Origin of the sequence: Neoaquamicrobium sediminum (assembly GCF_040970315.1) — a bacterium.
GTDB classification, from domain to species: domain Bacteria; phylum Pseudomonadota; class Alphaproteobacteria; order Rhizobiales; family Rhizobiaceae; genus Aerobium; species Aerobium sediminum.
On the sequence record NZ_JAZHFV010000003.1, the window covers coordinates 399,120 to 425,001 of the forward strand.

The window sequence follows — 25,882 nt, forward strand, 5'->3', positions numbered from 1 at the left end:
TGCAATCGACGGGGGGAACCATGCCTACATGGCGGCAAGACGCACCAGGGTTTCACCGTCGGCATCGAGCAGCAGCAGCTTCTGTTCGGCGGGCACCAGTCGGAAGGCGGCAACACGGCTAAGCGCATCGAAATACTTCTGTTCCTGGTTCATCAGCGCCTCAGGACAGGCCATCTGCGTCGCGACGACCGGGCTCAGGGTCAGCTTTTCGCCTTCGATGGAGGCAGTGCTGCCATAGCTGTTGCAGCCGCCGCGACCGGACACCTGCCCGTCTTCGGCAATTTCAAGCGTCGTCTGCGCATTGTCGATGACGCCACCGCCAAGGATGTCTTCCGCCAGCCACCTGCCGACCGGCGAATCCGCCGCTGCGCCGTCCCGCTGCGCTGCGACGCGCTCGACGCGGATCTCCACCGGGCCAGCCTCGTCCCCGTCGCCCAGCACCGAGTGCCGGGTGGTGTTGATGAACATCAGCGTGTCGCCGTCAAGGATGCGCGCCTGCAACGCATAGCTGTGGCGCGGCTCGATCAAAGCGGGGTCGTAGCTGATCCGATAGGGAATCGGGCTCGCCGTCGCATCCTTGATCTCGGTGCGTCCGATCACCGTTGCGGGCGCATCGGCAAGCGAGACGTCGACCAGCTCCACTTCGACCCGTGCGCCGGCCGGCAACATCATGCGCTCGCGATAGACGACGTTGCCTTCGATCGTACGATCCTGCGCGTCGGGCGCGTCGGCGCGGGCAGAGACCGCACTCGCGGCAAGGGCGCCCGCCGAAAGGGCCAGCAGAGTGCGGCGCGTGAATTGGGTTTGCGACATGAAAGCTCTCCTTGACTGATTGGCAGCGTCAAACCCCAACATTGTGGCAAAGATCGTTCCGACCGTACCGCAGCCGCCGCATGACGACATCTGAAGGGCTTCGATGTGACAATTTGCCGGCCTGCCAGACGCGTTCCATTGGGCGACACCGCGCTTGATGCAGGCGGCATTTCCTGAAAAGTTGCCGCAAGACAAGAAACGCCAAGAGGAATCGCCCCATGAAGACACGCGCCGCCGTCGCAGTTGCCGCCGGAAAACCGCTGGAGATCATGGAGGTGGACCTCGAGGGCCCGCGCGAGGGCGAGGTGCTGATCGAGGTCAAGGCGACCGGCATCTGCCACACCGACGAGTTCACCCTGTCGGGCGCCGATCCCGAAGGCATATTCCCGGCCATCCTCGGCCATGAGGGTGCCGGCGTGGTCGTCGATGTCGGCCCCGGCGTGACCAGCGTGAAGAAGGGCGACCACGTCATCCCGCTCTACACGCCCGAGTGCCGCTCCTGCCCGTCCTGCCTGTCGCGCAAGACTAATCTCTGCACCGCCATCCGCGCGACCCAGGGCCAGGGCCTGATGCCGGACGGCACCTCGCGCTTCTCGATCGGCAAGGACAAGATTTTCCACTACATGGGCTGCTCGACCTTCGCCAACCACACCGTCCTGCCGGAGATCGCGGTGGCCAAGGTCAACCCCGACGCCCCGTTCGACAAGATCTGCTACATCGGCTGCGGCGTGACGACGGGCATCGGCGCGGTCATCAACACCGCCAAGGTGGAGATCGGAGCGACAGCGGCCGTCTTCGGGCTCGGCGGTATCGGCCTCAATGTCATCCAGGGCCTTCGCCTTGCCGGCGCCGACATGATCATCGGCGTCGACGTCAACAACGACAAGAAGGCCTGGGGCGAGAAGTTCGGCATGACGCATTTCGTCAATCCGACCGAGATCGACGGCGACGTAGTGGCTCATATCGTCAATATGACCAAGCGCGGGGCCGACCAGATCGGCGGTGCCGACTACACGTTCGACTGCACGGGCAACGTGAAGGTCATGCGCCAGGCCCTTGAATGCGCTCATCGGGGCTGGGGTGAATCGATCGTGATCGGCGTTGCCGGCGCAGGCCAGGAAATCTCCACGCGGCCGTTCCAGCTCGTCACCGGCCGGGTGTGGAAAGGCACCGCCTTCGGCGGCGCACGTGGCCGTACCGACGTGCCGAAAATCGTCGACTGGTACATGGACGGCAAGATCCAGATCGACCCGATGATCACCCACACCCTGAAGCTCGAGGACATCAACAAGGGTTTCGACCTGATGCATGCCGGCGAGAGCATTCGAAGCGTCGTGGTGTACTAGAAGCCGCCCGATGTACCGGTTGAGACAAATGTGATATCGATACGACCGAGGTGAAAGCAGAAGCACGCGGGAGGCAGAGGTGTGGCGTCCTGGTATTTTACTTGCAGCCGCTTCGACAGTTCTCAGCACGTTTTCTACGCCGGCATCCGCGCAGTTCAGCGGAACGTTTGAGTTCCGCTGGCTCTCGGACCCGGCCAATCGCCATCGCCAGATGCAGCTCGTCTCGGCTGTATCCTTCAGGGACAAGGCTGGCCGGGTCTGGAATGTGCCGCAAGGTGCCAAGATCGACGGGGCCTCCATCCCCAGCGCGCTGTGGACCTTCGCCGGCTCCCCCTTCGTCGGCAATTATCGCCGTGCCTCGGTGATCCACGACCACTATTGCGATCTTCGCACGGAACGCGCCGAAGACGTGCATCGCATGTTTCGGGATGCCATGGAGGCCGATGGCGTCACCAATCCCGAACGCTACAGCAAATATCTCGCCGTGCGGGCCTATACGGCATTTACCGGAGCCTGCGGCGCCCCGTCGAACGAACTCAACGAATTGAGCACGGAAGTCCCCGTGGCGGGTTTCGACACATCCGAGGAGCTTATCGCGACGCTCGAATCCTTCACGCTGGAGGAAAGTCTCGGCACCTCCGTGCAAGGTCGCGTCGACGAGGTGCTGAGCATCGCCGAGATCGAAAATCCGGTGACCTACGCAACGCTTACCGAGTTCCGCAGGGTGCCGACGGCCGAAAACTACCAACGGCTTGAGGATGCGGTGCGGATCGAAGCACCGACGGAAGAGGAAATCGAGGCGCTGGCCCTGCTGGCGAATGCGACCGTGCCCGAGGGCAGCATCGAGCTTCCGGACCGCTAGGCGGGCTGGACATGGCATGCATCGCCCCTCATAGGGGAACCGCAGCACGTCTCCGCGCATTTTGCGCTTGAAGGGCGTTTGCGACGAAGGGCGAGATCAACATCATGAAAACCCGCAACAAGGGCCTGCTTCTGCTGGCCGGCATTTCACTGCTGGCGCTTGCGGCATGCAGCGATGAACAGGAGACGGTGGTCCAGACCGAGGAACCACCGGCAACCGTCGAGGCACCGGAGGCTGCGCCCAGCGAGGAGGAGCGCACCGATCGCGCGATGCGCCAAATCGGCGAAGGCGCCGACGCCATTCTTCAGGGCGCCGGCGAGTTGGCGCGCGATGCCCGCGAACGGACCGAGCGCCTGCTGGAAGACGCCGGACCGGCTCTCGACAGGGCTGGAGAAGTGGCGCGCGATATCGGTGCGTCGCTGGACGAGATCGGCAAGCAGGCCCTGCGCGATTTCGAATCGGGCGTCGAGATGCTGCAACGCAGGATCGAGGAATCCGACAGCGCGATCGAGACCTCGCCTGGCGATCCGGCAGCGGTGCTTGCACCCCCGGACCAGTTGCGCGCCGACACCCGCGCCGCCGCGCGGGCCGGGCCTGCCGGCGTTGGCCCCGCCTATGTCGGCGTCTGGGCGGGCGATGCGGCATCATGCGGCGCGATCGACGTGGAGCCGGTTGAAATGATGGCCGTCATCACTCCGACGACGATCCGCCGCTATGAAAGCGTGTGCAACTTCGAGGAAGCGGCGATGTCCGGCGGTTCGACAACGCTTGCAGCCTCCTGTATCGCGGAAGGCGATACCGAGGAGCGCCAGATCATGCTGACGATGCCGGATGACGACACGCTGGAGATAGGGCAGCCGGGCAGTGGCACCGCTGCACGCCTCGTGCGTTGTCACCTGCCCGAATAGCCGACCAGCCAAGGGCGAGCATGCCGCAGATATTCGTCGATGCCGATGCCTGTCCAGTCAAGGACGAGGTGGTGAAGGTCGCCGCGCGCCACGAGCTCGTGGTGACCTTCGTCTCAAATGGCGGCCTGCGCCCCTCTCGCGATCCAATGATTCGCAACGTCGTGGTTTCCAAGGGCGCGGACGCGGCCGACGATTGGATCGTCGCAAACGCCGCGAACAACGACATCGCAATCACGGCGGACGTGCCGCTGGCCGCGCGCCTCGTGCCGCTCGGCGTCCATGTGCTGGGGCCGACCGGGCGCCCGTTCTCGCCGGAATCGATCGGCATGGCTGTGGCGATGCGCGACCTGAAGCAGCATCTGCGCGAGACCGGCGAAATCAGGGGCTTCAACCCCGGATTCTCGGCGCGCGACCGCTCCGCCTTCCTGTCGGCGCTCGACCAGACGGTGCGGCGGGCGATGAAGGTCGCGTGAGCGTGTCGACAGCGGGCGTCACATCGGCTACCCCGGGTCCATGAAAACTCTATCGACCTCCCTCTCCCACGGCGGCCTTCAGGGCGTTTATTCTCACGCCTCCGAGACCTGCGCCTGTGACATGACCTTCGCCGTTTTCGTGCCGCAGCAGGCCGCGCAGGGCCCCCTGCCCGTGCTCTGGTATCTCTCGGGGCTGACCTGCACGCACCAGAACGTGATGGACAAGGGTGAATATCGGCAGCTCGCGGCCGAACTGGGCCTCATCGTCGTCTGTCCCGACACCAGCCCCCGCGGCGAAGCCGTGCCCGATGAAAAGGACAACTGGCAGTTCGGCGCCGGCGCCGGCTTCTACGTCGACGCGACCGAGGCGCCCTACGCCAGGAACTACCGGATGTATTCCTATGTCACGCAGGAATTGCCGGCGCTGATCGCGCGCGAATTTCCCGCCGATATGGAGCGCCAGGGCATTTTCGGCCATTCCATGGGTGGCCATGGCGCGCTGACCATTGCACTGAAACACCCCGACCGCTTCCGCTCGGCGTCCGCCTTCGCACCGATCGTGCAGCCATCGACAGCCGGCTGGTCGAAACCCGCCTTCCAGAAATATCTCGGCGAAGACGAAACAGCCTGGCGCGCCTATGATGCCTGTGCGCTGGTCGAGGACGGCGCGCGCTTCCCGGAGTTCCTGATCGATCAGGGCAAGGCCGACGGTTTCCTGGACGACGGACTTCGCCCCTGGCTTTTCGAGGATGCCTGCCACAAGGCCGGCATTCCGTTTTCGCTGAACATGCGCGAAGGCTACGACCATTCCTATTTCTTCATTTCGACCTTCATGGATGACCACCTGCGCTGGCACGCACAGCGGCTTGTCTGACCTCCAAGGGTTGCGCCTGCCCGACCGATCCCTATGCTAGCCGCGCAGCCTGCGTGTCATGCGGGCGCGATTTCACCACAACAAGGAGGTGGGTGGGTGCCCGACACCGCGACGATCTATTCCGACATTCCCGATACAGACACGCTCGGCGGCAGGCTATCGCGCGCCAGGGACGCAGTCGGCCTTTCCGCTGCACAACTTGCCCGCCGCATCGGCGTGCAGTCATCGACCATCCAGGCATGGGAAAGCGACCGCTCCCAGCCGCGCGCCAACCGGCTTTCCATGCTGGCAGGCGTCTTGAATGTCAGCCTCTCATGGCTGCTCTACGGCGTCGGCACCTCGCCTATCGAGGATACCGGGGCCGAACTGGCCGAAAGCGTCGCCTTTCAACTCGATCGCCTCAAGCGCCTGCACCAGGAAACTGCCGAGGTTATCGGGCAGATCGAGCGTGATCTGGGCCGCATGGCCGCCTACGATTGACGGTCTCTATCGACTGATCGGGATAAGCGTTGCGAGCAGGTGACATCGCCTCTCGCATCGGCTAGAAACGACTCGTCCTGGGCAGCGATGCCCTGCCGGCTTGCGGGAGAGAGCAGCGAAAGCTGCCGCCGAAGGGGAAATCGCCCGAAATCTCTCAGGCAAAAGAACCGTAGGCCGGTCAAGACGCTCTGGAAAGTCGGGGGAAACCCCGCGCCGAAGGTGTAAGGGCGACCGACAGGGTTCCGGTCGTACCAAGTCTCTCAGGCTTCCGACAGAGGGGCGCGAACTGCCGCTTCAGCGGCTGGTTGGTGCTGTTCTGGAGGATGAATGACCGATACGGGCGAACTTTTTCAACTGCCGCTGAAAGACCTGCACGAAGCCGCCGGTGCGCGCTTCGGCGGGTTTGCCGGCTGGTCGATGCCGATCACCTACTCGCTCGGCGTGCTCAAGGAGCACCTGCACACGCGGGAAAAGGCCGGCCTTTTCGACATTTCCCACATGAAACTGTTCCTCGTGACAGGGTCACAGGCGGCCGCCGCGCTGGCGCGCGCATGCCCGCTGGATCCTGAGGCGCTGACCGAGAGCCAGTCGAAATACACCTTCTTCCTCAACGACGAGGCCGGCATCCTTGACGACCTCATCGTCACCCGCCTCGGAGCGGAACGCTTCATGGTCGTTGCCAATGCCGGCAACGCGGTCGCAGACGAAAAGCACCTTAAACAGGTCGCCGCGTCCTTCGACTGCACGATCGAGCCGCTTGAGCGCGTTTTCCTGGCGTTGCAGGGGCCTGCAGCCGAAGGCGCACTCTCCAGAGCCGGCCTCGATCTTTCGGCACTGACCTTCATGCACGGCCTGGAGCCGCGTGAAGGCTGGTTTGCCAGCCGCTCCGGCTATACCGGCGAGGACGGATTCGAGATCGCCCTGCCCTGGGCCGAGGCGAAAGCCTTCGCCGAAGCTCTCCTTGCCGACGAAAACGTCGAATGGATCGGTCTTGCAGCCCGCGACAGTCTGCGGCTCGAAGCCGGGCTCTGCCTGCACGGGCAGGACATTACGCCCGAGACGACGCCGGTCGATGCCGGCCTGATGTGGGCGATCGCCAAGCCGCTGCGTGAAAACGGGAGTTTCATCGGCGCAGACGCCCTGCGCGCAGCGATAACGGCGGGGCCACGGCGCAAGCGCGTCGGACTGAAGCCGGAAGGCCGCCAGCCGGTGCGCGCGGGCGCTGACCTGTTCGACGCTGACGGCAATCCGGCCGGCAGCGTCACCTCCGGCGGCTTCGGCCCTTCGGCAGGTTTCCCCGTCGCGATGGGCTACGTCCCCGCCACCCTCGGGGCGCCTGGCAGCAGACTTTTCGCAGAGGTGCGCGGCAACCGCGTGCCGATCGACGTTCACCCCCTTCCCTTCACGCAGCATCGCTACCGCAAAGGATAAACCCCGATGGCAACCACCTATTTCACCGAAGATCATGAATGGCTGCGCGTCGAGGGCGGTGTCGCCACGGTGGGCATCACGGATTACGCGCAGGAGCAGCTCGGCGACCTCGTTTTCGTGGAACTGCCCGAGGTCGGCAAAGCCGTATCCAAGGGCGACGCGGCCGTGGTGGTCGAGTCCGTCAAGGCTGCCTCCGACGTCTACGCACCGGCCGACGGGGAGATCACCGAGGTCAACGACAAGCTTTCGTCCGACCCGGCGCTGGTCAATTCTTCGGCGGCAGCGGACGGCTGGCTCTGGAAGATGAAGCTTGCCGACGAAAGCCAGATCGAGGGCCTGATGGACGAGGCCGGCTACAAGGCGCTGATCGGCTGAAGGACGAAATCATGAACGAAAGACAAGCCATCTTCGCCGACCGTCATGTCGGCCCCGGCCCGCAGGACGTACGCGCCATGCTCGCCGCCCTCGGCGTTCCATCGGTCGAGACCCTCATCACCCAGGCGGTGCCGAAGTCGATCAGGCTCGACCGCCCTCTCGACCTGCCGGAGCCCGCAAGCGAAGCCGAGGCTCTCGCCGAGCTTGGCGAGAAGATGGGCCGCAACGTCGTGCTGAAAAGCTTCATCGGTGCGGGCTACCATGGCGTGAACGTGCCGCCGGTCATCCAGCGCAACCTGTTCGAGAACCCGGCCTGGTACACGGCATACACGCCCTACCAGTCCGAGATCAGCCAGGGCCGGCTGGAGATGCTGTTCAACTTCCAGACGCTGGTGAGCGAGCTGACCGGCCTGCCGGTGGCCTCCGCCTCGCTGCTGGACGAGGCGACCGCCGTTGCCGAGGCCGTCGGTATTGCGTGGCGGCATCACCGTTCCAAGCGCAACGACGTGGTTCTTGCCGGTGCGCTGCACGGGCAGGTTCTCGACGTCGTCAGGACGCGCGCGGAACCGCTCGGCATCAATATCGGCGCCGACGAGATCGGCGCGGAGACGACAGCCGTCATCGTGCCGTGGCCTGATACGCATGGCGTCTATGGCGACCACAAGGATACGATCGCAAGGGCGAAGGAAGCCGGCGCCATCGTCATCTTCGTCGCCGATCCACTGGCGTTGACCCTGACCGAGACGCCGGCCTCGCAGGGTGCGGACATCGCGGTCGGCTCCATGCAGCGCTACGGCGTGCCGATGGGCTATGGCGGCCCGCATGCTGCCTATTGCGCGGTCTCCGACCAGCTTACCCGGCTGATGCCGGGCCGGCTCGTCGGCCAGTCGACCGACGCGCATGGCAGGCCCGGTTACCGCCTCGCGCTGCAGACGCGCGAACAGCACATCCGCCGCGACAAGGCGACTTCCAACATCTGCACCGCGCAGGCGCTGCTTGCCAACATGGCCGTCGCCTACGCGATCTGGCACGGCCCCGAAGGGCTGCAGGCGATCGCGCGGCGGGTAAACGGGCTGGCCGCACGGCTCGCGACAGGCTTATCTGCGGCGGGCGTCGAAATCGCAGGCATCGCGATATTCGACACGGTGACCGTCACGGTTCCCGGAAAGGCGCGCGACATCGCCGAAAAAGCGGAAAAGGCCGGGCTTCTGCTGCGCGTGATCGACGCCGACCGGATCGGGATCACCTTCGACGAGACCTCGAACGAAGCCGATCTTCAAACCATCGGCGGGCTCTTCGGCGCTTCGATTCCGGACGATGCCTCCGCCTCGCTGCCAGGCAAAGCGCGCGACAAGGGCTTCCTCACCCAGCCGGTCTTTCACGAAAACCGGTCGGAAACGGAAATGATGCGCTTCCTGCGCCGGCTTGCCGACAAGGATCTCGCGCTCGACCGCGCGATGATCCCGCTAGGGTCCTGCACGATGAAGCTCAACGCGGCCGCCGAGATGATGCCGGTGAGCTGGCCGAATGTCGGCAATCTGCATCCCTTCGCGCTCGAAGCGCATGCGCAAGGCTATCGCGCGATGATCGACGAGCTGGAAGGCTGGCTTGCCGAAATCACTGGCTTCGCCGCCGTCTCGCTGCAGCCCAACGCCGGCAGCCAGGGTGAATATGCGGGCCTGCTCGCCATACGCCGCTATCACCGCGAGCGCGGGGATGCGGGTCGCACCGTCTGCCTCATTCCCTCCTCCGCGCATGGCACCAACCCGGCAAGTGCTGCCATGGCCGGCATGGACGTGGTGGTGGTGAAATGTACGGAAGACGGCGACATCGACGTCGACGACCTCAAGGCAAAGGCCGCGCAGTTCGCGGACCGGCTCGCCGCGCTGATGATCACCTATCCTTCCACGCACGGCGTGTTCGAGGAAGGCGTTCGCGACATCTGCGCGCTTGTGCATGAGCATGGCGGGCAGGTCTATCTCGACGGCGCCAACCTCAACGCCATGGTCGGCCTTGCCCGGCCCGGCGATCTCGGTGCCGACGTCTGCCACATGAACCTGCACAAGACCTTCTGCATCCCGCATGGCGGCGGCGGGCCAGGCATCGGCCCGATCGGCGTCGCGGCACATCTGGCACCCTTTCTGCCGGGCCACGTGGCAGGCGGCACCGAGCAGGCGGTGGCCGCAGCCCCCTTCGGCTCGGCGTCGATCCTGCCGATCACCTGGATGTACATCCGCATGATGGGTGCTTCAGGGCTGAAGCGTGCAACGGAGACGGCGATCCTGTCGGCCAACTACGTCGCCGAGCGCCTGAAAGCCCACTATCCGGTGCTCTACAAGGGTCGTAACGGCCGTGTCGCGCACGAGTGCATCCTTGATACGCGCGTGCTGAAGGACAGCGCGGGCGTAACCGTGGAAGACATCGCCAAGCGATTGATCGACTACGGTTTCCACGCGCCGACCATGTCATGGCCGGTGGCAGGAACGCTGATGGTGGAGCCGACGGAAAGCGAGCCGAAGCGCGAGCTCGACCGCTTCTGCGACGCCATGATCGGCATCGCGTCGGAAGCCGGCAAGGTCGCCGACGGCTCTTGGCCGAAGGATGACAACCCGCTCGTCAACGCGCCGCACACCGCGGCCGAAGCCATGGCCGATGAGTGGGCTCATGCCTATCCGCGTTCGGTCGCAGCCTTCCCCGCTGGCGAAACGGACTTCGCCGCAAAATACTGGCCGCCGGTCTCCCGCATCGACAATGTCGGCGGCGACCGCAACCTCGTCTGCGCCTGCCCGCCTGTGGAAGCATTGGCGAGCTGAGCGCAATTTCTCCCGCCGCGTGTCGGAATGACCGGCGGCGATACGTCCTCGGGTGGCAGGGGCGGCATGCCCCTGCCCTTCCAACCCATACGAGGATGAGGAGAAAACCCATGGAAACCCGCACCGCGCCGCGCTCCGTCGCCAAGGACAAGAACAGCCCTCTGCGCCAGATCACTCCTTGTCTCTGGTTCGACGACAAGGCGGAGGATGCAGCCAACTTCTACGTCTCGATCTTCCCCAACTCGCACATCAGGACGATCAGTCGCTACGGCGCCGAAGGCAAGGAAATCCACGGCAAGGAAGAAGGCACGGTGATGACCGTCGCTTTCACGCTCGATGGCCAGGATTTCGTCGGCCTCAATGGCGGGCCGCACTTCACCTTTGATGAGGCGATCTCGTTCCAGATTCCGTGCGCAGACCAGGAAGAGGTTGACTATTACTGGGCCAGGCTCAGCGAAGGCGGCCAGGAAGGCCCCTGCGGCTGGGTGAAGGACAGGTTCGGCCTGTCCTGGCAGGTGGTGCCCAACGCCATGTTGGAAATGATGCAGGATGCCGATTCCGCAAAGGTCGCGCGCGTCACCGCCGCGTTCCTGCAGATGAAGAAGTTCGACATCGCGCAACTGCGCGCGGCCTTCGAAGGCTGATGCCCGCAGAAGCCGTTCGGAGCTATAGCGTGTCGCTGCCGATGGTATTCGGATAGGAGCACTACACCTGCGCCGCGTCGATTTGCATCGGACACCTCAGCGACGTCATCCTCGGGCTTGTCCCGAGGATCTACTGCTCTGACAGGTTGGCAGATCCTCGGGACAAGCCCGAGGATGACGTCGTCGATATGAATCCGCCAACGCGCAACACGCTTTAGGCAATCGGCTCGCCCGCGACCGGCGCAGAATGTGTCAGCATATGCGATTGTGCGGATGTGACGTCAGTCTCCGCCCGCGCCAGTCGCACCGCGCCGAACGCCAGCGCGAAAGCAGCCGCAAAAATCAGTGACCGGCGTAGCCAACGCGGCAGTCCGTCCGCCTGCGTTGTGTCCACTGTGGCCGGCACCGCGCCGCTTCCAACCGTTGCCATAGTTCCGTGTTTCACAGCCTTTGCCCCTGCACTTTTGCCGTTTTTGTGTTACGGGCGAAGCTGGAGGCGAAAGCTGAACAAATTTGTCCCCTGAAGCGGCACAAAAGGGGCTTATTCGTCAGGCTGGTTAGGCTTCGGTAACACCGATCCGTAAAATTGTAGCCATTCGACGCGATCGCGACCCCCGGCGCGAACGTATCAGGAACTCCCGTCGCCTTGGCCGCCGAACCATGGCAGTATCGGCGGTGATTCGCGGCAGATCGAACGACAGGCATTCATGGACGACGCAAACGACCTCTTCGCCAACCTCGCCGACAGCCCTGCCCCGCAGCGCGCGCCCGACCGCCCGGCAGACCCGCTGGTGCAGGCCGCCAAGGCAAAGCAGCCGCAGCAGAAGGATGGTAGCGAAGGTTACAGCGCGGCAGACATCGAGGTTCTGGAAGGGCTGGAGCCGGTGCGGCGGCGGCCGGGCATGTATATCGGCGGCACTGACGAGAAGGCGTTGCATCACCTTTTCGCCGAAGTGATCGACAACTCGATGGACGAGGCCGTCGCCGGCCATGCGACCTTCATCGAGGTCGAGCTGGACGCCGAAGGCTTCATCACCGTCACGGACAACGGTCGTGGCATACCGGTCGACCCGCACCCGAAGTTCAAGGACAAGTCGGCGCTCGAAGTCATCATGACGACGCTGCACGCCGGCGGCAAGTTCGACTCCAAGGTCTACGAAACCTCCGGCGGCCTGCACGGCGTCGGCGTCTCGGTCGTCAACGCGCTGTCCGACGTGCTCGAAGTCGAGGTCGCGCGCGGCCGCAAGCTCTACCGTCAGCGCTTCTCGCGCGGCGTACCGCAGGGACCGCTGGAAAACCTCGGCGACGTGCACAACCGGCGCGGCACGCGCACCCGTTTCCATCCCGACGCGGACATATTTGGAAAGAGCGCGAAGTTCGAGCCGGCGCGGCTCTACCGCATGGCCCGCTCCAAGGCATATCTCTTCGGCGGCGTGGAAATCCGCTGGTCGTGCGACCCGGCATTGATCCCTGAAAAGGACGAGACGCCGGCAAAGGCCGTCTTTCACTTTCCCGGCGGATTGAAGGATTATCTGGCCGCATCGCTCGGCTCTGATTTTCAGGTCACGCGCGAAATCTTCGCCGGCAAGAGCGAGAAGCAGGGCGGCCACGGCTCCATGGAATGGGCTGTCACCTGGTATGGCGGCGACGGCTTCCTGAACTCCTACTGCAACACCATTCCGACGCCGGAAGGCGGCACCCACGAGATGGGTTTCCGCAACGTGTTGACGCGCGGGCTGAAGGCCTATGCGGATCTGGTCGGAAACAAGCGCGCCTCGGTCGTCACCGGCGAGGACGTGATGATCTCGGCTGCCGGCATGCTGTCGGTGTTCATCCGCGAACCGGAATTCGTCGGCCAGACCAAGGACCGGCTGGCGACGGTGGAAGCCCAGCGCATCGTGGAGACGGCGATCCGCGACGCCTTCGACCACTGGCTCGCCGACAATCCCCAGGAAGCCTCCAAGCTGCTCGACTGGGTAATCGCGCGCGCAGATGAACGCGTACGCCGCCGCCAGGAGAAGGAAGTCAGCCGCAAGAGCGCGGTGCGCAAGCTGCGCCTGCCCGGCAAGCTGGCCGACTGCACGCAGGGCGCGGCGCAAGGCGCAGAACTCTTCATCGTCGAGGGCGACTCGGCCGGCGGCTCCGCCAAGCAGGCGCGCGACCGCGCCAGCCAGGCGGTGCTGCCTCTGCGCGGCAAGATCCTGAACGTGGCCAGCGCCGGCCACGACAAGCTTTCGGCCAACCAGCAGATCGCGGACATCATCCAGGCGCTGGGCTGCGGCACGCGCTCGAAATACCGCGACGAGGACCTGCGCTACGACCGCATCATCATCATGACGGATGCCGACGTCGACGGCGCGCATATCGCCTCGCTGCTGATTACCTTCTTCTATCAGGAGATGCCGCAGCTCATCAAAGGCGGCCATCTCTACATGGCCGTGCCGCCGCTCTATCGCATCAGCCAGGGCGGCAAGACGATGTATGCGCGCGACGACGCCCACAAGGACGAGCTCGTGAAGAACGAATTCACAGGCCGCGGCAAGATCGAGATCGGCCGCTTCAAGGGCCTTGGCGAGATGATGGCAAACCAGCTCAAGGAAACGACCATGGACCGGCGCAAGCGCACGCTGCTGCGGGTCGATGTGGACGAGACCGATCCGGAAGGGACGCGCGCGTCCGTAGACGCGTTGATGGGCACCAAGCCCGAAGCCCGGTTCCGCTTTATCCAGGAGCGTGCCGAGTTCGTCGAAGAGCTCGACATCTGAGCAGCCGCCTTTCGTACATCAGGAAATCACCATGCCTCTGAGGATTGTCTACGTCTCCACTCTCGAGCAGCATGTGACCGAGGCCGAACTTGCCGCGCTCGTGGACAAGGCTGCCGCCTTCAACACAAGCCACGGCATCACCGGCATACTTGCCGTCGAGGACAGGCGTGTGTGCCAGATTCTCGAAGGTCCGGACGCCGCCGTGGATGCGCTGTTCGCGTCCATCAAGCGCGATGACCGGCACTCCGGCATCGTAGAGCTCGTACGCCACGGCATCGACGCAACCACTTTCGATGACTGGGGCATGGTTCGTCGCGGCATGCTCGACATCGTCGTCGCCGCCTACGCCGCGTAGCGCACCATTCAGGGATTGCGCGTCGTGCGCGTCAAGCCGCCGCAATCGCCAGTGCATGGGAGCGCGCATTCTCGCGCAGAACCTCAAGGTGAATTGCCTTGATCAGGGCGGCCGTTTCGCGGTCGCGCTCACTCGGCCCCGACTGCCCTGGCGCGGCATTGACCTCGCCCAGCATCAGCCAGGTCACCTCCTGCGCCCCGGCGACGCGTTTTCCGGTGGCGACCTCTCGCCATACCTTGAGCGCGCGCAGGAAGACCGCGTGCAGCGTTTCGACAAGGCCGGCCGAGCGGAAGAGAGCCGTCACGGCGACATCCCGGCCGGAGGCCAGGATCGCCCGCACACGTTCCTCGGACTGGCCAGTCAGCGCCATCAGTACGGAACCGAAGAAATCCACCTTGCCATGCGCAATCGCGCGGATGAGAAAGCTGGCCGTGAGCTCGCCACGCAGACGCAGATGCTCGATGAGCGCGGCGTGCTCGCCACGCGCGGTCTTGTCGAGCAGTGTCAGCGAAGCGCGCTGGCACGCCTCGCGGGTAACGCGCTCGGCACGCGCCTGCCCCATTAGCGCAATCACCAGCGGCGACGTCTTCAATGCCTCGCCAAGTTTGACGAGCAGCATGTGCCTGCAGTCACCCGGCAGACGCCGGTCGTTCAAAAGTGTTTCGCGCAGCGCGGCCTGATGGCCATGGCGCTCCGCCATCCGGCGAAAAGACAGCGAAGCGATGTCCGCCCCGCCGTTGCGGGCAAGAACAACACAGGCCTCTAGTTCGCCCACTTCGGCTATCGCCGCCGCCAGGCTCATGGAAACCGACGCACGTCCCGCAATCAGGCTCTGGATCGGGCCGTCGGACGCCGCGACCCGGTCGATCAGATCCGCATCGGTAAGCAACGGCGAACGTACCAGAACCGGGGCCGCAACCTCCTTCTGGTCCGAAGCCAGCGCGGCGATGATCTGCGGCGGCGCGTAGCGGCTCATCGACAACGCATCGGCCAATGCGGCGCGCACCTTGGGTGACGGGTCGTCGAGCAGGAGCGTCAGCGCCGCCTCTGCCTCGCACCTGTCTTCAAAGGGAAGCTGGTGATCGACAAAGGCACGCGCCAGCGCGGCTGCGGCCGCCTCTCGCTCTGCAACCCGCGCACTGCCGACCCATCTGAGAAACTGTCTGATGACCATCTACGCCTGCGCCCGACCTCGCTCAACTCCCGGTGGACGCTGCAGAAAAATGGTTTACGAACGGTTCACCATGCCTTTTAACCGACCGGAAACCATAGCCGCAGGGAGGGAATTTCCATGGCTGGGCTTTATCTGGAGGAGTTCGAGGTCGGGCAGGTCATCCGCCACGCTTTGACCCGTTCGGTGACGGAAAGCGACAACGTGCTGTTCTCGGTCATGACCATGAACCCGCAGCCGCTCCACATCGATTTCGACTACGCAGCAAAGTCGGAATGGGGCAAGCCGCTCGTCAATTCGCTGTTCACGCTCGGCCTGATGATCGGTATCTCCGTTCACGACACCACGCTCGGCACGATCGTCGCCAATCTCGGGATGACGGATACGTCCTTCCCGCATCCGGTTTTCCACGGCGACACGATCCGGGTCGAAACCGAAATCCGCTCGGTGCGGGAATCCAAGTCGAAGCCCGACCGTGGCGTGGTCGAGATGGAACACCGCGCCTACAACCAGCATGGCGATCTCGTCGCCCGCTGCCTGCGGCAAACGATGGTGCAGAAGAGGCCTGCCTGATGCGTTCGCTGCTGTTCGTCCCCGGCGATTCGGAGCGCAAGCTCGCCAAGGGCCTGTCATCCGGCGCCGATGTGCTGATCGTCGACCTGGAAGATTCCGTTTCAGCCGACAACAAGCAGGCCGCGCGCGAAACTGCGACGGCATTCATCGCATCGGAAAGAAACGGGCCGTCGATCTATGTCCGCGTCAACGATCTTTCGACCGGCCTGACCGACGACGATCTCGCCGCTGTCATGAAGGCCGCGCCCGCAGGCGTCATGCTGCCTAAATCGAACAGCGCCGACGATGTCGGGCGCCTCGCGGTTCGCCTGCGCGTTCACGAAGCCGAAAACGGGCTCGCCGACGGCGTGACGAAGATCATCCCGATCATAACCGAGACGCCGCTGGGCACGCTGAACGCTGCCACCTACCGCCACGCCGGCGCGCGGCTCGCGGGCCTGACGTGGGGCGCGGAGGATTTGTCCGCTGAGATCGGCGCGGCCGACACGCGAGACGACGAAGGCGCCTATACCGACGTGTTCCGCTTAGCACGCGTCTCCACCATTCTGGCCGCGGGCGCGGCGGAAGTGGCGGCGATCGACACCGTATTCCCCGATTTCCGCGACGAAGAAGCATTCCGGCGCGACTGCCTCGAAGGCATGCGCGATGGCTTCACCGGTCGCATGGCGATCCATCCGGCGCAGGTGCCGATCATCAACGAGGTCTTCACCCCGTCGCAGGAGGCGGTCGCTCATGCCCGTGCCGTGGTCGCAGCCTTCGCGGCGGCGGGCAATCCGGGCGTGGTGGGCATAGACGGCAAGATGTACGACCGCCCTCACCTCAAGCGGGCGGAACGGCTTCTGGCACGGGCGCTCTGACGGGTGACGGCAATCTTCCTGCCGGAAGTCAGGCCCGGTTCATTCGAGCGCGCGGGTTTTATCCGCCCGAGGGTTGGCCCGCCGCAACCTGCCCGTTAGAAAGGCGCGCGAGTCAACCTGCCCGGAGGTATACCGATGAGGCATGAATGTCGCCGCCCGGCCCTCGTCGCGCTTTTTTCCGCCCTGCTCGCATTTGCCTTCGCAAACATTGCGACAGCCCAGGAGAGCGAACAATCACAGCCGCAGACAGGCAGGCTCACCGTCGGCGTCTATGAGAGCCCGCCTTTCGTGATGAAAGACGGCGAGAGTTTCAAGGGCATGTCCATCGACCTTTGGGAGAGACTGGCCGCCGATCTCGACATCGAGGCCGATTACGTCGAACTCGACACCTTGCGCGAACTGGTATCCGCCACCGCGAACGGTCTGATCGACGTAGCCGTCACCAATCTGACGATCACCCGCGACCGCGCTGAAAGCATCGACTTCACCCATCCCTGGTTCGACGCCGGGCTGCGGATCATGGTCAACGAGGAGCGCACCGCCGGTTTCTGGGACGTTATCGCCGGACTTCAATCGTCTGGCCATTTGCGTGCCTATGGATGGATCGTCGCGACAATACTGGCCGCGACGGTTCTTCTGACCTTTTTTGACCGGCGCTTCGACAAGAACTTCCCGCAACGCTGGCGGGATGGCATCGCGGAAAGCTTCTACACGGTCATGTCGGTCGCCACCTCCGGCAAGCCGCCCTCGCGCAGCAACCTCTTCGGGTGGGTCGGGCGCATATGGCAGGGGCTGTGGCTGGTCTGCGGCGTCGCCGTTCTGGCCTATGTGACGTCGTCGGTCACGAGCGTGATGACGACGCTTTCACTGACGAACCAGATCAACTCGGTTGAGGATTTGCCTGGCCGTCCCGTCGCGGTTTTCTCCGGTTCGGTCGCCGAAACATATGCTCGCCGTGCCGGCATGGATGCGCGCACCTTCGCGCACCTCGGCGAGGCCGTCGATGCGCTGGTGCAAGGGCGTGTCGCTGCCGTCATCGCCGACGCGCCGGTGCTGGAATACTACGCGCACAGCAACCCCCAGCAGCCGGTCACCGTCGTCGGCCCCATCTTCGAGCCGGACAAATACGGCTTCGCCCTGCCACAAGGCAGCAACCTCACGAGACCGCTGACGGTAGAGCTGATCGGGGCCCACGAAAACGGCGTAATCGAGGAAATCAGGGCGCGTTATTTCGGCGACTGACGCAGATCGGCCATGCTGTCAGTTGCGTTCACGGTTTACGACTCCGTCGATGATCGCAACGAGTTCCTCCTTGGCCTGCGACGACGAGATCTCGCCCATCGCCGCTGCATGCGACAAGGAATCGGCGGCGCCAAGCATTGCCCATAGCCCGGCCTGACCCAATTCGCCTCCGCTGGTAAACGGGGCAAGCAGGCGCCTGCATTTTTCGATGAACGCCAGCCGATAGTCATGCTTGACGGCCTCGAGCTCCGGCGAGCCGGCAAGTGCGGCGATCACATCGGGAATCTCGCGTCCCTGCGCCAGCACGCAATCGACGTAAGAGGAGGCGATGACGCCTGCCCTGCCTTCCAGCGTCGCCTCACAATCCCGGAGGGCCGCATCCATCAGCGCCGTCTGGCGCGCATCGAATTCCTGGTAGAGTGCCGACAACAAGCCCGCCCGCGTGCCGAAATGGTCATAGACGACAGGCTTCGTGACTCCCGCCTGCTCGGCAAGCCGCCCGAGCGACAACGCCTCGGTTCCCTCGTAGCGGATAACCTGCCACGCGGAATCGAGAAGTTGGCGGTGGCGTTCCTCCCGCGAGAGCCTGCGCCGTACCGTGCGCTGTGTTTCTCGATTGTCGGTTTCCAAACTTGACATCGCTATATACCAAAAGTAACTTACTAAAAGTATATAAGAACACGCAACCTTCCGCAATCACCGCAGCAGGAGTTTTAGCCATGCACGCGCTCGTCGTCGTTGCCCATCCCAAGTCCGTTTCATTCGTTCACACCGTTGCTGCAAAAGTCGCCGAAGGTTTCGCGCAATCCGACCCGAACAATTCCTGGGAAATCGCCGATCTTGCTGCCGAAGGGTTCGATCCGCGTTTCACGGCAAATGACATACGCGTGCATCTGCGCACTGCGCAGCCGTCAGCGGACGTGCTTGCAGAACAGACGCGTATCGACCGCGCCGATGCGCTGATCCTCGTCTATCCGGTCTACTGGTGGTCGATGCCGGGCCTGCTCAAAGGCTGGATAGACCGTGTATTCGCAAATGGATGGGCCTACGACGAAGGCGCGGACGGCCGGCTCGTGAAGCGCCTACGGCACCTGCCGGTGCATCTCGTTGCAATTGGTGGCGCCTCGCAGCGCACCTATGCCCGCCACGGCTATTTCGGTGCGATGAAGACCCAGATAGATCACGGAATCTTCGACTATTGCGGCGCACCCGTCAAAACGTCCGAATTGCTGCTCCGATCGGACGTGGACGACCTGGCCGAACACCTCGAGAAAGCCTGCACGATCGGCATTAACGCATCCCGGCATCCGGAAGCGGGGACAATGACGCGGGCAGCGTGAAGCCTTGCCCGCAACCAGGCTACCCTCATTGCCAAATCAGCCGAAGACTACCCCGGCAGCCGAAGTGACCACGTTCACTCCTGCCAACGCGGCCGGCGCATCTGGAACGTTTCGGACACGGCGGTGTAATCCATGTAGCCGAGACGGGCCACGGTACCCGCCTTGACGATGTCGAACAACCCGTCAGTCAGCGCGGCATCGTCGATATGGACGCCGACAACCTCGCCGAAGACAATGACGTTACCGGCCGGGCGGCCGTCCAGCCCCTTCGGCTCAAGGATGTCGGTGACCTTGCACTCGAGTGCGGCGAGCGCTTCGCCGACGCGCGGCGGAGCCACCAGTGATGACGGCACCGGAGTGAGGCCCGCATAGTCGAACTCCGAAACGCCGCGCGGCGCATCGACGGCGCTGGCATTCATCTTTTCCGCCAGGTCGCGGCTGACAAGATTGGCAACGAATTCGCGGGTTTCGCCGGCAAAGCTGACACTGTCCTTCTGCCCTTCAGAGGAAAACATCACGAGATGCGGATGCGTGCCGAGCGCGTTGAAGAAGGAATAGGGCGCGAGATTGAGGGAGCCATCGGCTCCGAGCGACGAAATCCAGCCGATCGGCCTCGGCGCGACGATTGCCTTGAAAGGATCGTGCGGCAGGCCATGGCCCTTCGACGGTTCGTAAAACATGCTCACGCCTCCCAGGGGCCGGACCATTCCGAATAAAGCGTGTCCACATCGGGGCGCGGCCGCTCGGGCGCGTCGCCCGAGAAGGTGCCGATATGCACGAAACCGACGACGCGCTCCTGCGGCGCGAGGCCGAGAATGCGCCGGCCTTCCTCGTCGTCGGAATACCAGTTGGTGATCCAGTTGGTGCCGTAACCGAGCGCGTTGGCCGCAATCACCAGGTTCATCGCCGCAGCGCCGCCCGACAGGAACATCTCCCATTGCGGGATTTTCGGGTTCTCTCGCGGCACCGATACGACCCCGATCACGAGCGGTGCCCGCGAGAAACGAGCCAGTTCCTGCTGGCGGCGGCCATCCGTCAGCGGTCCCTCGCGTTGTTCGGCGCGGGCGGCCAGCATCTCGCCGATGCGGTCCCGCGCCGCGCCGCGATAGAGTATGAAGCGCCATGGTGCCAGCCGGCCGTGGTCCGGCACCCGGGAGGCGATCGTCAGCATCGTCCTGATCTCTTCGTCGGACGGCGCAGGTTCGTTAAGTTCGGGGATCGGCGCGGATTTGCGCGCAAGCATGAAATCGATGACGGAGGAAGACAATCGGATGCTCCTGGAAACGGCTGCAGTGATGGGTACCGACCGGGAGCCGGATGCCTGGACCGGGTGCGGCCATGACGGCACGCAATTATGGCCTTGAAATTGCCATCGCCCTGGGCTTCAACGCAAGCCATGATAGGGGACGTTTCCAGACTGTTCACCAGAACGATTCTCGCCGGCGGCATTGCGCTTGTCGCGGTCTCCGCGGCGGCGCAGGACAATACGGACGTTCTCGATGGGCTGGAGGTCCCCGGCCTTTCAAGTTTCGCCCCGCCGACCACCCAGGGGCCGCTCGCCACCAGCGGCCAGGGAGAGGTGAAGCTTTCGGCGCATCTCACGGAGGGTGGGCCCGAGATCACACGCGGCCTCGTATGGCGCGTATTCCGCCCGCAGGCCGATAGCGAAGGCAAGCTGCCGCTCGTCGCCTCCTCGCAAGGCGGGTCCGGAGTGTTTTCGCTGGAGCCCGGCAGCTATCTCGTCCACGCATCCTTCGGACGCGCCGGCGCCACCAAGCGTATCACCGTCGCGCGCGATGCGGGGGTCGAATCGATCGTGCTCGATGCCGGCGGCCTCAAGCTCGACGCGGTTCTTTCCGGCGGCATGCGGATCCCCGCCGGCAAGCTGAGGTTCTCGATCTATGACGAACAGCCCGACGCCACCGGCGAGCGTCCGCTGATTATCCCCGACGTCAAACCCAACACGGTCGTCAGGCTCAATTCCGGCACCTATCACGTGGTCTCGACCTACGGGAAGGTCAATGCCGTCATTCGCTCCGACATCCATGTCGAGGCAGGCCGGCTCACCGAAGCGACCGTCGAGCACAAGGCCGCCGAGCTGACCATGAAGCTTGTGCGCGAGGAAGGCGGCGAAGCCATCGCCGATACATCTTGGGCGGTGCTGACCGATTCGGGCGACATCGTGCGCGAAAGCGTCGGTGCTTTCGCCTCGATGGTTCTTGCCGAAGGCGAGTACGCGGTTGTCGCCAAGAACCGCGACAGGATCTACCAGCGCGAATTCAAGGTCGTGGCCGGTCACAACCAGGACGTCGAAGTGCTTGCCGTCGAAGACGACGGAGACGGCTAGAAAAGAAGGCGGGCATTGCTGCCCGCCCCCATCAACTGTCAGGCGGCTGCCTCCGCAGCCAGCTTCTTGCGCTTCAGGTCCGGCGGCATGGCCTCCTCCACCAGCATGGCGGTTGCCGCGTCCAGCGTCATCGATTCCTGATCGCGCGAGCCGAGACGCCGCACATTGACGCTTGCCTCCTCCGCCTCGCGGCGGCCGCAGACGAGGATCACCGGAACCTTGGCCAGCGAGTGCTCGCGAACCTTGTAGTTGATCTTCTCGTTGCGCAGGTCGGCCTCGGCGGAAAGCCCAGCGGCCTTCAGCCGCGCCACCACCCGCTGCGCATACTCGTCCGCATCCGAGGTGATGGTGGCGACGACGACCTGCAGCGGCGCGAACCACAGCGGCATGTGCCCGCCACAGCTCTCGATGACGATGCCCAGGAAACGCTCGAGCGAACCGGCGATTGCCCGGTGCACCATGACCGGCTGCTTCTTCTCCGAATCCGCGCCGATGTAGAACGCCCCGAACCGCTCCGGCAGGTTGAAGTCGACCTGGGTCGTGCCGCACTGCCACTCGCGGCCGATAGCATCCTTGAGCGTATATTCGAACTTGGGTCCGTAGAACGTGCCCTCGCCCTCGTTGATGCCGGTCTTGATGCGGTTGTCCTCGCGGGCGATGCGCGCAAGCGACCGCCGCAGGATCTCCTCGGCGTGATCCCACATCGCATCGGTGCCGACACGCTTCTCGGGCCGGGTCGCCAGCTTCACCTCGATCTCCTCGAAGCCGAAATCCGCATAGACCGACATCATCAGGTCGTTGATCTTGAGGATTTCCGCCTCGAGCTGTTCCTCGGTGCAGAAGACGTGCGCGTCGTCCTGGGTAAACCCGCGCACGCGCATCAGCCCGTGCAGTGCGCCCGAAGCCTCGTAGCGATGCACGTTTCCGAACTCGGCCAGCCGGATCGGCAGGTCGCGGTAGGACTTAAGGCCGTGCTTGAATATCTGCACGTGACCGGGGCAGTTCATCGGCTTCAGCGCGAAGATGCGCTGATCGGCTTCCGGATCGTTCGGGTGCGTAAAGGCGTGGGCCGACTTCACCGCGAACATGTTCTCCTGGTACCAGCCCCAGTGTCCCGAGGTCTCCCACAGGCTCTTGTCGAGAATCTGCGGCGCGTTGACCTCCTGATAGTCGTCACCGAGCCGGCGACGCATGTAGGAAATCAGGTTCTGGAACATCTTCCAGCCCTTGGCATGCCAGAAGACGACACCCGGCCCCTCTTCCTGAAAATGGAACAGGTCCATCTCGCGCCCGAGGCGGCGGTGATCGCGCTTCTCGGCTTCTTCCAGCATGTGCAGATACTGGTCGAGCTGCGCCTGGTCTGCCCATGCCGTGCCGTAGATGCGGGTCAGCATCGGGTTGTTGGCGTCACCGCGCCAGTAGGCGCCGGCAACCTTCATCAGCTTGAAGGCGCTGCCGATCTGGCCGGTCGACGCCATGTGAGGCCCGCGGCACAGGTCGAACCAGTCGCCCTGGAAGTAAATCTTGAGATCCTGGTCTTCCGGAATCGCGTCAATCAGCTCGACCTTGTAGGCCTCGCCCTTGTCGGCGAACACCTTGCGCGCGCGATCACGCTCCCACACTTCCTTGGTGAAGGGGCGGTTGCGCGCGACGATCTCGCGCATCTTCTTCTCGATGACGGGGAAATCGTCCGGCGTGAACGGCTCGTTGCGCGCGAAGTCGTAATAGAAGCCGTTCTCGATGACCGGGCCGATGGTCACCTGCGTCCCCGGCCACAGCTCCTGCACCGCCTCTGCCAGCACGTGCGCCGCATCGTGGCGGATAAGCTCGAGCGCGCGCGGATCGTCGCGGGTGACGATCTCGATGTTCCCGGCGGTCACCGGGTCGGCAAGATCGCGCAGCGTGCCGTCGATCGCAATCGCAACCGCCTTCTTGGCGAGCGACTTGGAAATCGACTCGGCAACGTCGCGGCCGGTGGTGCCGACATCGAACTCGCGCACGGATTTGTCGGGGAATGTCAGGGAAACGGAAGCCATCGGTATTCTCCTATCCAGTCCTGCAAACGAGCGCAGGTGGTGTGGGTGATCAGCCGTGGCAGTCCGTGTCAGGCCAGCCGACGGCAGGCCCGCTACATAAGCGGCGCGCCGGCGCAGGTAAAGACCCGCGATGCCGACGCGCCTTGTTGTTGAGGCAGCCCGGTGTCGGGCGGCCGCAGGCGTCAAGCTTCCGCGCTGTTGTCCTCGACGGGCGCGCCGGGGCCATTCTTCTTGATCGAGTCGATCGCGTTCTGCGCGCTGGCCTTGGACGTATAGCCCTCGGTCGAGAACATGATCTCGCTGTTGTATTTGAAGCGGACGCGGAACTCGCCCTTCTTGTCCTTGTAGATTTCGAACTTGTGAGCCATGCAGGCCTCCCCTCTCTCGCTACGTCAATTAACACGCGCAAATTGCCAGCGGCAGGCGGCGACGGCAAGCCACCGGGCGCCTAAACCTCGATTACGGGGCCGTTTTTTCCATCTGCTTCCGGCTTATCGCCCAGTAACGCCACGGCAGGTACCAGACGTAACGCCTCTCCAGCCGCTCGGGCACGGGGTCCAGGCCATGCGTTCCGCCAGGCCCGCAGCGCACGAAGCGGAACAGTCCCATCCAGCCGCCGGCCCACAATCCATGCCGCGCGATCGCCTCGTAGGCATATTCGGAACAGGTCGGCAGGTGACGGCACGAATTGCCGATAAAGCCTGAAAGGGTGAGCTGGTAGAACCGGACAAGCCCGGTCCCGATCAGGCGACCCGGCGTACGCCGCCACGGACCCGCATAGTTGCGGCCGGCTCGATGCCTGTGATCAGCCATGCAACCGCCTCAGGCGGCCTCGCCGGAGCGCTGCTTCTCGATCTGGCCGATCGCATCGACCACGGCGTCGAAAGTCAGCATCGTCGACGCATGGCGAGCCTTGTAGTCGCGCACCGGCTCCAGATATTTCAGGTCCTCGAAGCGGCCTTCCGGTGGCGCCCCGTTCTCCTTCAGCATCTTCAGCATGGTCTCGCGCACCTCGCGTAGCTCGGCTGCGGTAGCGCCCACCACATGCTGCGCCATGATCGAGGACGATGCCTGTCCCAGCGCGCATGCCTTCACGTCGTGGGCAAAGTCCGTGACAGTGTCGCCGTCCATCGTCAGGTCGACCACCACTGTAGAGCCACAAAGCTTGGAATGCGCCGTAGCTGTGGCATCGGGACGCTCCAGCCTGCCGATGCGCGCGATATTTCCCGCAAAACCGAGAATTTTCGCGTTATAGACGTCGTTTATCATGGTTTTCCAACCTGACGGCGCGGGGAGAGGATGGTTTGCCGCTTCCGCGTCTTCCATTCGTCGTATTGGCACATATATAATGGAGTGACCCTGCCGCCAACAAGTCGGGAAGAGCCCGACGGCTGCAGAAGGAATGCACGCCGCTTCCGGAACTTCGGACAGTCCGACTTTTCCGCGAAAGGCTGTGGTCCGTTCAACTCGTCCCTTCGTAGAAAGGGACTACGGGAGACGCCTTTCATGGATGCCATCGTCAAGAACTTCCCCCCTCGCCCCGAAACCTCCCAGCCCGACTACATGGACAAGCCGGTCACCGACCGCCCCTCGCAGGAAGAGGTCGAGGCCGCCGTTCGCACGCTGCTGCGCTGGACCGGCGATAACCCGGACCGCGAAGGCCTCGTCGATACGCCCAGGCGCGTGGCCAAGGCCTACCGCGAGATGTTCTCCGGCTACGACCAGTGCCCTGCCGACGAGCTCGGCCGCACCTTCGAGGAGGTACAGGGCTATGACGATATGGTGCTGGTCCGGGACATCCAGTTCCATTCGCATTGCGAGCACCACATGGTGCCGATCATCGGCAAGGCGCATGTCGCCTATCTGCCCGACGGCAAGGTCGTCGGCCTGTCCAAGATCGCGCGCACGGTCGACATTTTCGCCCATCGCCTGCAGACGCAGGAAGCGATGACCGCGCAGGTTGCCGGTGTCATCCAGGATGTGCTGATGCCGCGCGGCGTTGCCGTGATGATCGAGGCCGAGCATATGTGCATGGCCATGCGCGGCATTCGCAAGCAGGGTTCGACCACGCTGACCACCACCTTCACCGGCGCGTTCAAAGAGCAGCCGGAGGAGCAGGCACGCTTCATCATGATGGTTCGCAACGGCCTGACGGCCTGAGCGGCCGGAAAGTCTCA

At 64.0% G+C, this 25,882-nt stretch carries 27 protein-coding genes and 1 riboswitch; of the genes, 18 read left to right on the forward strand and 9 right to left on the reverse strand.

All coding sequences use genetic code 11. The annotated features are described in order from the left end of the window. Positions 1–24: 24 nt before the first annotated feature. Entirely contained in the window at positions 25–813 is a 789-nt protein-coding gene (locus V1479_RS12525; protein ID WP_368803176.1) for a YbaY family lipoprotein, read from the reverse strand. 218 nt (positions 814–1,031) lie between these two features. Here V1479_RS12525 and V1479_RS12530 point away from each other — a divergent pair, with 218 nt between their 5' ends. The 12 genes from V1479_RS12530 (at position 1,032) to V1479_RS12585 (ending at position 14,139) form a co-directional block, all read left to right on the forward strand. After that, positions 1,032–2,159: an S-(hydroxymethyl)glutathione dehydrogenase/class III alcohol dehydrogenase gene (locus tag V1479_RS12530; RefSeq protein ID WP_368803177.1), complete on the forward strand. Its 1,128-nt coding sequence runs from the start codon at positions 1,032–1,034 to the stop codon at positions 2,157–2,159. 79 nt (positions 2,160–2,238) lie between these two features. After that, positions 2,239–3,021 (forward strand): DUF1353 domain-containing protein, encoded by a 783-nt coding sequence (locus V1479_RS12535; protein ID WP_368803178.1) that lies wholly within the window; start codon positions 2,239–2,241, stop codon positions 3,019–3,021. Positions 3,022–3,125: 104 nt separating this feature from the next. Then, positions 3,126–3,929 (forward strand): hypothetical protein, encoded by an 804-nt coding sequence (locus V1479_RS12540; RefSeq protein WP_368803179.1) that lies wholly within the window; start codon positions 3,126–3,128, stop codon positions 3,927–3,929. A gap of 20 nt (positions 3,930–3,949) precedes the next feature. Next, the gene (locus tag V1479_RS12545; protein ID WP_368803181.1) at positions 3,950–4,402 is read left to right on the forward strand and encodes a YaiI/YqxD family protein; all 453 of its coding nucleotides are present in this window, start codon (positions 3,950–3,952) and stop codon (positions 4,400–4,402) included. 40 nt (positions 4,403–4,442) lie between these two features. Continuing rightward, on the forward strand, positions 4,443–5,276 hold the full coding sequence (fghA, locus tag V1479_RS12550) for an S-formylglutathione hydrolase (protein ID WP_368803182.1): 834 nt from the start codon (positions 4,443–4,445) through the stop codon (positions 5,274–5,276). Between the two features lie 96 nt (positions 5,277–5,372). Continuing rightward, entirely contained in the window at positions 5,373–5,756 is a 384-nt protein-coding gene (locus tag V1479_RS12555) for a helix-turn-helix domain-containing protein (protein ID WP_368803183.1), read from the forward strand. Between the two features lie 93 nt (positions 5,757–5,849). Then, positions 5,850–5,936, forward strand: a riboswitch (glycine riboswitch). 147 nt (positions 5,937–6,083) lie between these two features. Further along, complete coding sequence (gene gcvT, locus V1479_RS12560) at positions 6,084–7,187, forward strand: glycine cleavage system aminomethyltransferase GcvT (RefSeq protein ID WP_368803184.1); 1,104 nt, start codon at positions 6,084–6,086, stop codon at positions 7,185–7,187. Between the two features lie 6 nt (positions 7,188–7,193). Continuing rightward, positions 7,194–7,562 (forward strand): glycine cleavage system protein GcvH, encoded by a 369-nt coding sequence (gene gcvH / locus V1479_RS12565; protein ID WP_368803185.1) that lies wholly within the window; start codon positions 7,194–7,196, stop codon positions 7,560–7,562. A gap of 11 nt (positions 7,563–7,573) precedes the next feature. Beyond that, positions 7,574–10,375, forward strand: a complete 2,802-nt coding sequence (gcvP, locus tag V1479_RS12570; RefSeq protein WP_368803186.1) for an aminomethyl-transferring glycine dehydrogenase — start codon at positions 7,574–7,576, stop codon at positions 10,373–10,375. A gap of 110 nt (positions 10,376–10,485) precedes the next feature. Further along, a complete protein-coding gene (locus V1479_RS12575; protein ID WP_368803187.1) occupies positions 10,486–11,019 on the forward strand; it encodes a VOC family protein in 534 nt (177 codons plus the stop codon). 707 nt (positions 11,020–11,726) lie between these two features. Then, positions 11,727–13,784, forward strand: coding sequence for a DNA topoisomerase IV subunit B (gene parE / locus V1479_RS12580; RefSeq protein WP_368803188.1), 2,058 nt, complete (start codon positions 11,727–11,729; stop codon positions 13,782–13,784). A 31-nt stretch (positions 13,785–13,815) separates the two neighbouring features. Beyond that, the gene (locus V1479_RS12585; protein WP_368803189.1) at positions 13,816–14,139 is read left to right on the forward strand and encodes a BLUF domain-containing protein; all 324 of its coding nucleotides are present in this window, start codon (positions 13,816–13,818) and stop codon (positions 14,137–14,139) included. Between the two features lie 31 nt (positions 14,140–14,170). On the opposite strand, the gene V1479_RS12590 is transcribed toward V1479_RS12585, so the two are convergent. Then, positions 14,171–15,313 carry a DUF2336 domain-containing protein gene (locus V1479_RS12590; RefSeq protein WP_368803190.1) on the reverse strand — a complete coding sequence of 381 codons (1,143 nt, stop codon included), beginning with the start codon at positions 15,311–15,313 and terminating at the stop codon, positions 14,171–14,173. 117 nt (positions 15,314–15,430) lie between these two features. Between V1479_RS12590 and V1479_RS12595 the strand changes: the two genes are divergently transcribed. The 3 genes from V1479_RS12595 to V1479_RS12605 all read left to right on the forward strand — a co-directional run bounded on the left by V1479_RS12595 (position 15,431) and on the right by V1479_RS12605 (position 17,982). Further along, positions 15,431–15,883, forward strand: a complete 453-nt coding sequence (locus tag V1479_RS12595) for a MaoC family dehydratase (RefSeq protein ID WP_368803191.1) — start codon at positions 15,431–15,433, stop codon at positions 15,881–15,883. Next, positions 15,883–16,740 carry an HpcH/HpaI aldolase/citrate lyase family protein gene (locus tag V1479_RS12600; protein ID WP_368803192.1) on the forward strand — a complete coding sequence of 286 codons (858 nt, stop codon included), beginning with the start codon at positions 15,883–15,885 and terminating at the stop codon, positions 16,738–16,740. Before V1479_RS12595 ends, V1479_RS12600 begins: the two co-directional genes overlap by 1 nt. A 135-nt stretch (positions 16,741–16,875) precedes the next feature. Then, a complete protein-coding gene (locus V1479_RS12605) occupies positions 16,876–17,982 on the forward strand; it encodes a transporter substrate-binding domain-containing protein (protein ID WP_368803193.1) in 1,107 nt (368 codons plus the stop codon). A gap of 18 nt (positions 17,983–18,000) precedes the next feature. Here the strand turns inward: V1479_RS12605 and V1479_RS12610 are convergent, their stop codons facing one another. Further along, positions 18,001–18,621, reverse strand: a complete 621-nt coding sequence (locus V1479_RS12610) for a TetR/AcrR family transcriptional regulator (protein WP_368803194.1) — start codon at positions 18,619–18,621, stop codon at positions 18,001–18,003. An 80-nt stretch (positions 18,622–18,701) separates the two neighbouring features. Here V1479_RS12610 and V1479_RS12615 point away from each other — a divergent pair, with 80 nt between their 5' ends. Next, complete coding sequence (locus V1479_RS12615) at positions 18,702–19,322, forward strand: NAD(P)H-dependent oxidoreductase (protein WP_368803195.1); 621 nt, start codon at positions 18,702–18,704, stop codon at positions 19,320–19,322. 74 nt (positions 19,323–19,396) lie between these two features. Here V1479_RS12615 and V1479_RS12620 read toward each other — a convergent pair whose 3' ends face one another. Together V1479_RS12620 and V1479_RS12625 are read right to left on the reverse strand one after the other, a co-directional pair. Further along, complete coding sequence (locus tag V1479_RS12620; protein ID WP_173191735.1) at positions 19,397–20,002, reverse strand: flavin reductase family protein; 606 nt, start codon at positions 20,000–20,002, stop codon at positions 19,397–19,399. Between the two features lie 2 nt (positions 20,003–20,004). Beyond that, complete coding sequence (locus V1479_RS12625) at positions 20,005–20,589, reverse strand: nitroreductase family protein (protein ID WP_368803196.1); 585 nt, start codon at positions 20,587–20,589, stop codon at positions 20,005–20,007. A 129-nt stretch (positions 20,590–20,718) separates the two neighbouring features. On the opposite strand from V1479_RS12625, the gene V1479_RS12630 reads away from it, so the two are divergent. Continuing rightward, positions 20,719–21,669 carry an RgsD C-terminal domain-containing protein gene (locus V1479_RS12630; protein ID WP_368803197.1) on the forward strand — a complete coding sequence of 317 codons (951 nt, stop codon included), beginning with the start codon at positions 20,719–20,721 and terminating at the stop codon, positions 21,667–21,669. Between the two features lie 38 nt (positions 21,670–21,707). Here the strand turns inward: V1479_RS12630 and thrS are convergent, their stop codons facing one another. From thrS to V1479_RS12650, 4 genes are all read right to left on the reverse strand, one after another. After that, positions 21,708–23,705, reverse strand: a complete 1,998-nt coding sequence (gene thrS / locus V1479_RS12635) for a threonine--tRNA ligase (RefSeq protein WP_368803198.1) — start codon at positions 23,703–23,705, stop codon at positions 21,708–21,710. Between the two features lie 182 nt (positions 23,706–23,887). Then, the gene (locus tag V1479_RS12640) at positions 23,888–24,073 is read right to left on the reverse strand and encodes a YegP family protein (RefSeq protein WP_173191742.1); all 186 of its coding nucleotides are present in this window, start codon (positions 24,071–24,073) and stop codon (positions 23,888–23,890) included. Positions 24,074–24,164: 91 nt separating this feature from the next. After that, complete coding sequence (yidD, locus tag V1479_RS12645) at positions 24,165–24,518, reverse strand: membrane protein insertion efficiency factor YidD (protein ID WP_368803199.1); 354 nt, start codon at positions 24,516–24,518, stop codon at positions 24,165–24,167. A 9-nt stretch (positions 24,519–24,527) separates the two neighbouring features. Further along, on the reverse strand, positions 24,528–24,974 hold the full coding sequence (locus tag V1479_RS12650; protein ID WP_368803200.1) for an iron-sulfur cluster assembly scaffold protein: 447 nt from the start codon (positions 24,972–24,974) through the stop codon (positions 24,528–24,530). Positions 24,975–25,211: 237 nt separating this feature from the next. Here V1479_RS12650 and folE point away from each other — a divergent pair, with 237 nt between their 5' ends. After that, complete coding sequence (folE, locus tag V1479_RS12655; RefSeq protein WP_173191748.1) at positions 25,212–25,865, forward strand: GTP cyclohydrolase I FolE; 654 nt, start codon at positions 25,212–25,214, stop codon at positions 25,863–25,865. Positions 25,866–25,882 lie beyond the last annotated feature (17 nt).

Excerpts from the sequence above, each read along its gene's own strand:
- V1479_RS12525 (WP_368803176.1), bottom strand. The coding sequence starts at position 813 with ATGTCGCAAACCCAATTCACGCGCCGCACTCTGCTGGCCCTTTCGGCG.
- V1479_RS12530 (WP_368803177.1), top strand. The coding sequence starts at position 1,032 with ATGAAGACACGCGCCGCCGTCGCAGTTGCCGCCGGAAAACCGCTGGAG.
- V1479_RS12540 (WP_368803179.1), top strand. The coding sequence starts at position 3,126 with ATGAAAACCCGCAACAAGGGCCTGCTTCTGCTGGCCGGCATTTCACTG.
- V1479_RS12545 (WP_368803181.1), top strand. The coding sequence starts at position 3,950 with ATGCCGCAGATATTCGTCGATGCCGATGCCTGTCCAGTCAAGGACGAG.
- fghA (WP_368803182.1), top strand. The coding sequence starts at position 4,443 with ATGAAAACTCTATCGACCTCCCTCTCCCACGGCGGCCTTCAGGGCGTT.
- gcvT (WP_368803184.1), top strand. The coding sequence starts at position 6,084 with ATGACCGATACGGGCGAACTTTTTCAACTGCCGCTGAAAGACCTGCAC.
- gcvH (WP_368803185.1), top strand. The coding sequence starts at position 7,194 with ATGGCAACCACCTATTTCACCGAAGATCATGAATGGCTGCGCGTCGAG.
- gcvP (WP_368803186.1), top strand. The coding sequence starts at position 7,574 with ATGAACGAAAGACAAGCCATCTTCGCCGACCGTCATGTCGGCCCCGGC.
- V1479_RS12575 (WP_368803187.1), top strand. The coding sequence starts at position 10,486 with ATGGAAACCCGCACCGCGCCGCGCTCCGTCGCCAAGGACAAGAACAGC.
- parE (WP_368803188.1), top strand. The coding sequence starts at position 11,727 with ATGGACGACGCAAACGACCTCTTCGCCAACCTCGCCGACAGCCCTGCC.
- V1479_RS12585 (WP_368803189.1), top strand. The coding sequence starts at position 13,816 with ATGCCTCTGAGGATTGTCTACGTCTCCACTCTCGAGCAGCATGTGACC.
- V1479_RS12590 (WP_368803190.1), bottom strand. The coding sequence starts at position 15,313 with ATGGTCATCAGACAGTTTCTCAGATGGGTCGGCAGTGCGCGGGTTGCA.
- V1479_RS12595 (WP_368803191.1), top strand. The coding sequence starts at position 15,431 with ATGGCTGGGCTTTATCTGGAGGAGTTCGAGGTCGGGCAGGTCATCCGC.
- V1479_RS12600 (WP_368803192.1), top strand. The coding sequence starts at position 15,883 with ATGCGTTCGCTGCTGTTCGTCCCCGGCGATTCGGAGCGCAAGCTCGCC.
- V1479_RS12605 (WP_368803193.1), top strand. The coding sequence starts at position 16,876 with ATGAGGCATGAATGTCGCCGCCCGGCCCTCGTCGCGCTTTTTTCCGCC.
- V1479_RS12610 (WP_368803194.1), bottom strand. The coding sequence starts at position 18,621 with ATGTCAAGTTTGGAAACCGACAATCGAGAAACACAGCGCACGGTACGG.
- V1479_RS12615 (WP_368803195.1), top strand. The coding sequence starts at position 18,702 with ATGCACGCGCTCGTCGTCGTTGCCCATCCCAAGTCCGTTTCATTCGTT.
- V1479_RS12620 (WP_173191735.1), bottom strand. The coding sequence starts at position 20,002 with ATGTTTTACGAACCGTCGAAGGGCCATGGCCTGCCGCACGATCCTTTC.
- V1479_RS12630 (WP_368803197.1), top strand. The coding sequence starts at position 20,719 with ATGATAGGGGACGTTTCCAGACTGTTCACCAGAACGATTCTCGCCGGC.
- thrS (WP_368803198.1), bottom strand. The coding sequence starts at position 23,705 with ATGGCTTCCGTTTCCCTGACATTCCCCGACAAATCCGTGCGCGAGTTC.
- V1479_RS12640 (WP_173191742.1), bottom strand. The coding sequence starts at position 24,073 with ATGGCTCACAAGTTCGAAATCTACAAGGACAAGAAGGGCGAGTTCCGC.
- yidD (WP_368803199.1), bottom strand. The coding sequence starts at position 24,518 with ATGGCTGATCACAGGCATCGAGCCGGCCGCAACTATGCGGGTCCGTGG.
- V1479_RS12650 (WP_368803200.1), bottom strand. The coding sequence starts at position 24,974 with ATGATAAACGACGTCTATAACGCGAAAATTCTCGGTTTTGCGGGAAAT.
- folE (WP_173191748.1), top strand. The coding sequence starts at position 25,212 with ATGGATGCCATCGTCAAGAACTTCCCCCCTCGCCCCGAAACCTCCCAG.